The 8929-nt window shown below is 70.3% G+C and carries 10 protein-coding genes; 3 read left to right on the top strand and 7 right to left on the bottom strand.

The annotated features are described in order from the left end of the window. Positions 1–79: 79 nt before the first annotated feature. The 4 genes from ACZ45Z_RS23085 to ACZ45Z_RS23070 form a co-directional block, all read right to left on the bottom strand. Positions 80–889, bottom strand: a complete 810-nt coding sequence (locus ACZ45Z_RS23085) for an ATP-binding cassette domain-containing protein (protein WP_468365391.1) — start codon at positions 887–889, stop codon at positions 80–82. After that, positions 886–1959, bottom strand: coding sequence for an ABC transporter permease (locus ACZ45Z_RS23080; protein WP_468365388.1), 1074 nt, complete (start codon positions 1957–1959; stop codon positions 886–888). The genes ACZ45Z_RS23085 and ACZ45Z_RS23080 overlap by 4 nt, the downstream gene beginning before the upstream one ends. Then, positions 1956–2969: a sugar ABC transporter substrate-binding protein gene (locus ACZ45Z_RS23075; protein ID WP_468365386.1), complete on the bottom strand. Its 1014-nt coding sequence runs from the start codon at positions 2967–2969 to the stop codon at positions 1956–1958. Before ACZ45Z_RS23075 ends, ACZ45Z_RS23080 begins: the two co-directional genes overlap by 4 nt. 608 nt (positions 2970–3577) lie before the next feature. After that, positions 3578–4297, bottom strand: a complete 720-nt coding sequence (locus ACZ45Z_RS23070) for a GntR family transcriptional regulator (protein WP_468365443.1) — start codon at positions 4295–4297, stop codon at positions 3578–3580. Between the two features lie 256 nt (positions 4298–4553). Here ACZ45Z_RS23070 and ACZ45Z_RS23065 point away from each other — a divergent pair, with 256 nt between their 5' ends. Beyond that, entirely contained in the window at positions 4554–4928 is a 375-nt protein-coding gene (locus tag ACZ45Z_RS23065) for a VOC family protein (RefSeq protein ID WP_468365384.1), read from the top strand. A 24-nt stretch (positions 4929–4952) separates the two neighbouring features. On the opposite strand, the gene ACZ45Z_RS23060 is transcribed toward ACZ45Z_RS23065, so the two are convergent. From ACZ45Z_RS23060 to ACZ45Z_RS23050, 3 genes are all read right to left on the bottom strand, one after another. Continuing rightward, positions 4953–5870 carry a transporter substrate-binding domain-containing protein gene (locus ACZ45Z_RS23060; protein ID WP_468365382.1) on the bottom strand — a complete coding sequence of 306 codons (918 nt, stop codon included), beginning with the start codon at positions 5868–5870 and terminating at the stop codon, positions 4953–4955. Between the two features lie 398 nt (positions 5871–6268). Further along, positions 6269–6937 carry a bifunctional 4-hydroxy-2-oxoglutarate aldolase/2-dehydro-3-deoxy-phosphogluconate aldolase gene (locus ACZ45Z_RS23055; protein ID WP_468365441.1) on the bottom strand — a complete coding sequence of 223 codons (669 nt, stop codon included), beginning with the start codon at positions 6935–6937 and terminating at the stop codon, positions 6269–6271. 365 nt (positions 6938–7302) lie between these two features. Next, positions 7303–7779, bottom strand: coding sequence for a ribonuclease domain-containing protein (locus ACZ45Z_RS23050; protein ID WP_468365380.1), 477 nt, complete (start codon positions 7777–7779; stop codon positions 7303–7305). A gap of 165 nt (positions 7780–7944) precedes the next feature. Here ACZ45Z_RS23050 and ACZ45Z_RS23045 point away from each other — a divergent pair, with 165 nt between their 5' ends. Both ACZ45Z_RS23045 and ACZ45Z_RS23040 read left to right on the top strand, forming a co-directional pair. Then, a complete protein-coding gene (locus tag ACZ45Z_RS23045) occupies positions 7945–8607 on the top strand; it encodes a helix-turn-helix domain-containing protein (protein WP_468365378.1) in 663 nt (220 codons plus the stop codon). Positions 8608–8669: 62 nt separating this feature from the next. Beyond that, complete coding sequence (locus ACZ45Z_RS23040) at positions 8670–8897, top strand: DUF6126 family protein (RefSeq protein ID WP_468365376.1); 228 nt, start codon at positions 8670–8672, stop codon at positions 8895–8897. Positions 8898–8929 lie beyond the last annotated feature (32 nt).

Raw genomic sequence — 8929 nt, 5'->3', positions numbered from 1 at the left:
CCCAGCGCCCTCAGCCAAAAACTAGCAGGTCCACCACCCTCCCCTGTCCCTTCCCCCCCCCCCCCCCCCCGCCGTCGGATCAGTCCGGCCGGTGGCCCCCGGGGAATTCCGGGGTGGCGGAGCGGGCCAGTTCGTGGCTGAGCTGTTCCAGCTCGCTGCCGCCCGCCATTTGACGGGTCAGTTCCTCCAGGGCGATCTCCGATTTGGCGTGGCTGCCGGCCATGGTGCCGCGCTTGAGGAGGACGAAGCGGTCGCCGACGAGGTAGGCGTGGTGCGGGTTGTGGGTGATCAACACCACGCCCAGTCCGGCGTCCCGGGCGGCCGCGACGTACTTGAGGACGACGCCGGACTGCTTGACGCCGAGTGCCGCGGTGGGCTCGTCGAGGACGAGGACCTTGGCGCCGAAGTAGACGGCGCGGGCGATGGCGACGCACTGCCGTTCGCCGCCCGAGAGGGTGCCGATGGGCTGGTCGACGTCGCGCAGGTCGATGCCCATCCGCAGCAGCTCGCCGCGGGTGGTCTCGCGCATGGTGCGCACGTCGAGCCGTTTGAAGGGGCCGACTCCCGTGGTGGGCTCGGAGCCGAGGAAGAAGTTGCGCCACACCGGCATCAGGGGGACGACGGCGAGGTCCTGGTAGACGGTGGCGATGCCGCGGTCCAGGGCCTCGCGCGGGGAGGCGAGGCGGGTTTCCTCGCCCTCGATGGTGAAGGTGCCCGCGTCGTGCTGGTGCAGCCCCGCGATGATCTTGATGAGGGTGGACTTGCCGGCGCCGTTGTCGCCCAGCACACAGGAGATCTCCCCCGCGTGCACCTCCAGGGACACGCCTTCCAGAGCCTTGATGTTGCCGTAGAACTTGCTGACGTCGGTCAGCTCGACCAGCGCGGTCATGCTTTCTCCTCCGCCCGCTTGCGGACCCATGCGTTCAGGAGTGTGGCGAGCAGCAGCATCGCGCCGAGGAAGAACTTGTACCAGTCCGGGTTCCACTGCGCGTAGACGATGCCCTTGCTGGTCATGCCGAAGATGAAGGCGCCGACGGCGGCGCCGATCGCCGAGCCGAAGCCGCCGGTCATCAGACAGCCGCCGACGGCCGCGGCGATGATGTAGAGGAACTCGTTGCCGACGCCGTCGCCGGACTGGATCGCGTCGTACGAGAACAGCAGGTGCTGGCCGGAGACCCAGGCGGCGAAGGCGACGCCCATGTACAGGCCGATCTTGGTCTTGGTGACCGGCACGCCGACCGCTCGGGCGGCGTCCGCGTTGCCGCCCACCGCGAAGATCCAGTTGCCGACGCGGGTACGCAGCAGGATCCAGGTGGCCACGGCGATCAGCGCGATCCACCACACGATCGTGATCTGGATGTCCACGTCGCCGAGGGTGATCTTCGAGGCGAAGAGCGCGCGGGCGGACTCGAAGCCCTCCATGTCGGCGATGGTCTTCGTCGAGACGGTGCCGCTGATCAGCTTGGTGAAGCCGAGGTTGAGGCCGGTCAGCATGAAGAAGGTGCCGAGCGTGATGATGAAGCTGGGGAGTTTCGTACGCGTGAGCAGAAAGCCGTTGAACACCCCGAAGGCGAGCGTGACCAGCAGGGACACCCCGACGCCGACCCAGGTGTTGGCCGTCATCTGGTAGCTGAACATCGAGGAGACCAGTGCCGAGCTGACGACCATGACACCGGCCGACAGGTCGAATTCCCCGCCGATCATCAGCAGCGCCACCGGGACGGCCATGATGCCGATCGTGGAGGACGCGTACAGCACGGTGGACAGGCTCGATGCGCGCAGGAACGGTTCGGCGGCGATCGAGAAGAAGACGAAGACGGCGGCGGCGCCGACGACGGAGCCGAGCTCCGGGCGGCCCATCAGGCGGCGCACCAGGGAGCCGTGCACCAGCCGGTCGTCACCCCCGCTCTTGGCGGTGGCACCCGAAGGTGGCAGGGGCGGTGCGTCGGTGCTGCTCATCGGGTTCCCCGCTTCGTGTACTCGCGCAGCGCGGCGGCGTCCTTCTTGGTGATCACCTGGGGCCCGGTGAGCACCGGCTTGCCGCCGCCGAGGACGTCGGAGTTGTACTTGTACAGCCACAGCAGGTCGACGGCCTGGTAGCCCTGGAGGTAGGGCTGCTGGTCGACGGCGAAGCCCAGGGTGCCGTCCTGGAGGCCGCCGGCGACCTGCGCGTTGAGGTCGAAGGTGTCGACCTCCGCCTTGCTGCCCGCCTGGTCCGCGGCCTTGACGGCGGTGGGGGCGAACGGCGCGCCGAGGGTGACGACGGCGTCGATGTCGCTGTCCGCCTGGAGCTTGGACTCTATGGAGGACTGTACGTCGGGCATATTCGTACCCTCGACATACAATTTTTGCAGGTCGCCCTTGAAGGTCTTCTCGGCGCCGTCGCAGCGCTGCTCGTGGCCGACGTTGCCCTGTTCGTGCAGGACGCACAGCGCTTTCTTCTTGCCGCGCTTGTTCAGCTCCTCGCCGACGGCCTCGCCGGCCACCGTCTCGTCCTGGCCGATATGGCTGAGCGCGCCGAACGCCTTGGACTGCTCGGCACCGGAGTTCACGGTGATGACCGGGATGCCGGCCCTCTCCGCCTTGGCGACGACGTCCTTCATGGCGTTGGGCTTGGCGAGGGAGACGATCAGACCGTCGACCTTCTGGTCGATGTAGGACTGGACGAGCTGGCTCTGCCGCTGGGCCTCCTTGTCGTGGCCGTAGACGAACTTGATGTTGTCCTTGGCCGCGGCCTGCTCCGCACCGTTCTGCACGATGTCCCAGAAGGTGTCGCCGTCCCCGGAGTGGGTGACCATCGCGAAGGTCCACCTCGGGGTGTTCACCGCGGCCCGGCCGCCGGCGGCCTGGGCGGCGCGCTCGTCCTCGGCACGCTTGCCTCCGGTGCTGCTGCATCCCGCCAGGGAGGCGCCGAGCACCGCTGCCAGCACGACGCTCACGAGGCGTCCCGTTCTCCGAACCCTTGCCACGAGGACTTGCCCTTCCCGCTGATGACCTGCTGTTCCGGCCGTTTGGACTGTTCCGGCTGTTTCGGCTGTACGTGCGGTGACGCGCTCCGGCACCGGATCAGCGGCCGCAACCGCCCAAGTATCCGTTACCGGTGATCTGTACCGGTTCATGGGGTCCGTCCCGTCTTCCTGAGGGCTTCGCCTGGGGGTGCGCCCGGTCTCGCCGAGCGCCCCGCTACCTGCTCACCAAGTGCCGCGCGCCTCTCACCGAGGGGCCGCGCGCCGCATACGGAGGCCCGCCGGGTAAGCCCTCCGCGGCGCCGAGGCCGGCGAGAGGGGCAGGGGCTGGGGTGGCGGCAGGGGCTGCCACCGGGGCTGGGGCCGCCACTGAGGCTGGAGCCGAGGCTGGGACTGGGACCGGGTCATCCGAAGCCGTGAACACGCCGTTCATCGCGGAACCGCCTTTCTCCCCCGGCCGCCGAAATGCGGCTGGGGGAGTTCTAACGGCGTGCGCTGAGTCACGTCAATAGTTTGTCCGAACATTCTGACGCGGACAGCGGTCAGAGCGTGCCACACCGGGATGAAACGGAACCCCTGGCCGCGCTCAGGGCCGCACTCAGGACCCGCACTCAGGGCCGGACGAGAAGCTGGAACTCGAAGGCGTAACGCGACGCGCGGTAGACATGCGAGCCGAACTCGACGGCACGCCCGGTGTCATCGAAAGTGGTGCGCTGCATCGTCAGCAGCGGGGCCCCCTCGGGCTCGCCCAGCCGCTCGCCCTCGTCCACCGTCGCGGCCCGCGCGCCGACGGCCTGCCGGGCGCTGTGCAGCGTGATGCCGGCCGCCCGCATCATGCGGTACAGGCCGGTCTGCTCCAGCTCGGCGGTCTCCAGCTTCAGCAGCCCGGCGGGCAGGTGGTTGCGCAGATGCGCGACCGGCTCGCCGTGCGCCAGCCGCAGACGCTCGACCAGCGCGACCTCGGCGCCCTGGGCGATCCCCAGCGCCGCGGCGACCTCCGCGTCGGCCTCCGTGGTGGTGTTGAGCAGCACGCGGGTGGCCGGTTTCTGCCCGGCCGCCTCCAGGTCGTCGTAGAGGCTGCTCAGCTCCAGCGGCCGCTTGACCTGGCTGTGCACGACCTGGGTGCCGATGCCGCGGCGGCGCACCAGCAGCCCCTTGTCGACCAGCGACTGAATCGCCTGGCGCACGGTCGGCCGGGACAGGCCGAGGCGGCCGGCGAGCTCGATCTCATTGCCGAGCAGGCTGCCGGGCGCCAGTTTCCCGTTCTCGATCGCGGCTTCCAACTGCTGCGAAAGCTGGAAATACAGCGGGACCGGACTGCTCCGGTCCACGCTGAACTGAACGGGGCTCTCGGCACCCACGGCATCTGTATCGCGTTTCCCCACGCTCGCGAGCGTAACCGCCACGGCAGATGACGGGAAGTCCAGAGGTCACATTGTCCGGACAAGGAAGGCGGCGCGATGCGACCAGGGAGCGGCGGGATGCGGATGCGACCAGGGATCTGCCGGGACTCGCCTCCCCGCCCCTCCCCCAGGGCATCATCGGGGTTCGTCCACCATCTGCCCTCCCCGCGTCCGAGGAGTCGCCATGTCCGTACGCCGCGTCGTTCCCGACATCCCGTCCGAAGCGCTCGACGAAAGCCGTGACTTCTACGGACTGCTGGGCTTCGAGGAGGTCATGAACCTGGGCTGGGTCATGACCCTCGCCTCCCCCGCCAACCCCACCGCCCAGCTCACCTTCATGACCGCCGACAAGACCGCACCGGTCGTCCCCGACATGAGCATCGAGGTGGACGACGTGGACGCGGCATACGCGGCGGTACGCGCCGCCGGCGCCCAGATCCTCCGCCCCCTGCGCGAAGAGGAATGGGGCGTGCGCCGCTTCTTCGTCAAGGACCCGAACGGCCAGGTCGTCAACGTGCTCAGCCACGCGGAGGCATCACGGGCCGAAGGCCCCCGCTGACTGCATCCCCGTCACTTCATCCCCTTACTTCATCCACTCCGCCTCGTACTTCTCGTACGTTCCGTCGTGCGTGGCCAGGTGGACCCACTGGTCGACGTAAGCCTTGAACTCGTCGTCGCCGCGGGGCAGGGCGTAGCCCTTTTCGGCGAAGGTGAAGGGGGTTTCGGGGTGGAGCGAGCAGAGTTCGGGATGGATCTTGGCTTGGTAGCGGGTCTCGGAGGCGTCCGTCATCATCACGTCGGCGCGGCCGGCGATGATCTCGTCGAAGATGGTGGTGTTGTCGGGGTGCACCTTGAGAGTCGCGTGCTTGATGTGGGCACGGGCGAACTGTTCGTTGGTGCCGCCGGGGTTGACGATGACGGTGGTGCCGGGCCGGTCGATCTGTTCCAGCGTCCGGTAGTCGGCCTTGTCCTCGCAGCGTGCGAGGGGCGTCTTTCCGTCGGTGCGGGTGGGTTCGCTGAAGTAGACGGCGCGGGCGCGCGGGAGGGTGATCGAGACGCCGCCCATGGCGATGTCGCACCGACCCGCCGTCAGGTCGCGGACGAGTGCGGACCAGGTCGTGCCGACGTAACGGGGCCGCGCGTCAAGGCTCTTGGCGAGGTCCTGCGCCATCTTGATGTCCACGCCGGTGTAGGTGCCGGTCTCGGGGTCGAGGTGGCTGAAGGGGCGGTAGTCGCCGGTGGTGCAGACGCGCAGCACACCGCGCCGGGGAATGGTGTCGAGGAGGGTGGTGGAGGCGTGGCGCGGGGGACGCTTGGGGCTGGTGGCGGCCATCCGGTGAGTGTGGGGTGCGGTGTCCTGATGGGTGGTGGGCGCGGCGTGCCGACCGGAGGCGGTCGGGGCGGAGCCCGGGGGCGAGCTGGGGGCGTACGAGGACGCGGGGGCTGCGGCGGTGGCGGCGAGGAGGCAGGCGAGGCTGGAGAGCGTGGCGGTGCGCTTCATAGGGCTGGGGCTCCTCTTCGCGGCGGGGTGACGGCTTGACGGGGCGTCAGTGCGGCTCCGCATGACCCGTTGCGCGACTCGGCTGGGCCGGGCCCGACACGCCCCGGGGCCATAGGGCCCGGGGCGGCCCGGCACGGCGCGGCCCCGGCGCTCTTGATCACGTGATCGACGCGCTCAGGGTGGCAGACGGCAAGGCTCAGGTGAAGCCGTTCGGGAGGGCGGGTGATGCCGTGTCCGGTCGGGTGCGTGGCCGTATGGGATCGAGTCCGTCAGGCCCTGGCCCGAAGGCAGAGCTGCGGCCCCCCACGCCTCGTTGGATCGGCGCAAGGGGCGCGTAACTCGTCGGAACAGGCGGGCAGTTGGCCCGAGGTGACGGGTCGGACGAGTGCGGGCCGGGCTCAGTCCTCGTAGAGGGCGGTGGGGCTTTTGGCCGCGGGAGTGTCGGGGAGGGCGTCGGCGAGGCGGGTGAGGAGGTCCGCGGCGCGCTTGGCGACGGTGTCGCGGTCGCCCTCGGAGAGGGCGGTGCCCATGCCGACCGCGACCGCGCCGGCGGCGATCCACTCCGGCGCGCTCTCGACCGTCACCCCGCCCGTCGGCAGCAGCGGCGCCTGCGGCAGGGAGGCGCGGACCTCCTTGAGCCACGACGGGCCGTGCGCGGAGGCGGGGAACAGCTTCAGCGCGTCCGCGCCGAGCTCCAGCGCGCGGACCATTTCCGTGGGCGTCGAGACCCCCGGGAAGACGGGCACGCCGTAGCGATGGCCCGTGCGGATCACTTCGGCGTCCAGGCTCGGCGAGACCAGGAACCGGGCGCCGGCGTCCACGGCCATCCGGGCCGATACGGCGTCAAGCACCGTGCCCGCGCCGATGACGGCGTCGTCACCGAGCTCGCGGGTGAGCGTGGTGACCGCCTCCAGCGCGAACGGGGTGGTCAGGGATATCTCCAGGCTCGTGATGCCCGCCGACAGAAGGGTGTCGGCCGTGGCGCTCGCCTCGTCGTACGTCTTGCTGCGAACGATGGCGAAAACGCGCTGCGCCAGTGCGGCCCGGGTGATTTCCCAGCGATACACGGCAGTTCGCCGTCCTTCCTTGTCCTCGACGCTCCATGCCGCCTCGCCGTGGCCCACGGCAGACACAGCGCTTCCTGGGCGTGCCGAGCCGGCGGACCACCGCATGGTCCCTATGCCGCCGATGCCCGCCCACTCCTCGTTTCTACCGAAACGCTACCGGCAACGACTGACAATTCTCCCTCCGGGGTGCCTTCCTCGTGCCGCTTCGGCGGAGAACCGCGGCACGAGAAGGCGGCCGGGGTGCGTGTGCACCCCGGCCGCCGTGGTCCCGGCCGGTGGGCCGGGCTGATGCGTCGGGCTGATGGTCGTGCCGGGTCGGGCCGATGCCGGGCGGTTCTACGCGCCCCTCGTCGCGGGCTGACGCGTCAGCAGCCGCGGTTCACGAGGTCGAACGACGCGTAGTGGTCGGCGGTGTAGTAGTCCTCGTCGGTCTTCTCGCCGGCCACGATGCGGCGGGCGCCGCGGTCGGGTGAGCCGGGTGTGATGACGGTGTACTCGTGGTAGTAGCCGGAGCCCTGGGACGGGAGGGTGCCCTCGCGGTTGTCGAAGACGGTGCCGTCCTTCGGATACGGGTAGGGGCCGCCCTTCTCGATCAGGGCCAGGGTGTCGTGGGCCTGGGAGGGCAGCTTGGAGTAGCAGATGTCGCCGACGGCGTTGACGTGAACCGGCGTGGCGTGCGCCGGCGCGGCGTACGCGGTGACCGAGTGCGCCGCGGCCGTGGGGGTTTTGACCGAGTGCGCCGCGGCGGCCGGCGTGGCCGCGACCGCGGTCCCGCCGAGGAGAAGGGCCGAGGCGAGGGCGCCCGCGGCGCCGATCCTGGTGATCCGTGGGGGGATTCTCATGCCCCCCAGGATGACGCGCGTAGACATGCTCCTGTCAATGCCAACGGGTCGAAGTTTCCCGGGAGTTCACAGAAGGGCAGGTCGACGCCGCCTGGACCGGCCTGGGTTTCTTGCCTGACAGGCAAAAGTTTTGCCGCAGGGGCGAAGGCTCGCTATACCGGGGCTATGACCGAACTTCCCGACGAGTCCTCCGGCGGCCTCCCCGGCCGGCCGGACGACGACCCCTCCGCCGCGCCGCCAGGACACCTGCCGACCGTCGCGCCCCGGCTGCGTGACCTGCGGCGGCGTAACGGGCTGACCCTGGAGGTCGCCGCTCGTCGGGTCGGGCTGTCACCGGCGCATCTGTCGCGGCTGGAAACCGATCAGCGGCAGCCGTCACTGCCGGTGCTGCTCGCCCTGGCGCGTACGTACGGCACCACGGTATCGGACCTGCTCGGCGAGACCGCCCCCGAGCGGGACCCGATCCTGCGGGCCGATCGCGCGGAGCCGTCGGAGGCCGGCGGGTGGACGTACTGGCCCGTGGGCGGCGCGGGGCGCGCTATGCAGGCGCTGCGGGTACGCGTGCCGCAGCGGGCGCAGGGCGAGCTGGTGCGGGTGCATCCGGGCGAGGAGTGGCTGTACGTCCTCAAGGGGCGCCTGCGGCTGACGCTCGGGGAAGCGGTGCACGTCCTGGACGTGGGGGACGCGGCGCATTTCGACTCGCTGACGCCGCACCGTATCGCCGGCGCCTCTCGGGGCGGCACGGAGCTGCTGTTCGTCCACACGCTGCTGCAGAGCGGCGCCGCCGACCTGTGCCTGGGTGACACCGCGCCGCGCCGCGGCCTGTGACGCCGGCGTGACCGCCCTGCCGCGCGATCCCGCCGTACCCGTTCCGCAAGGGAAGGACCACCGTGCCCGATCAGACCACGCCGTCCACCGCCGCACCCGAGCCGGAACCGGAACCGAAGACCGATCCGGAGGCCGGAGCGACGGCCGCACCGACGGCGCCGCCCCCTCGCCCGTACGTCGAGAACAAGCCACCCAGGGGGCTGTACGTCCGGGTGTTCGTCTACGTCATCGCGACCCATGTCCTGTTGGCGTTCATGAGCCTGCTGGTGATCATCGCCAAGACGCGCTGAGGGGCGGCGCGCGACCGACCACGCCCCGCCCC

The sequence above is a fragment of the Streptomyces sp. NPDC031210 genome (assembly GCF_055570395.1).
This window is presented reverse-complemented; position numbering and strand designations above follow the sequence as displayed.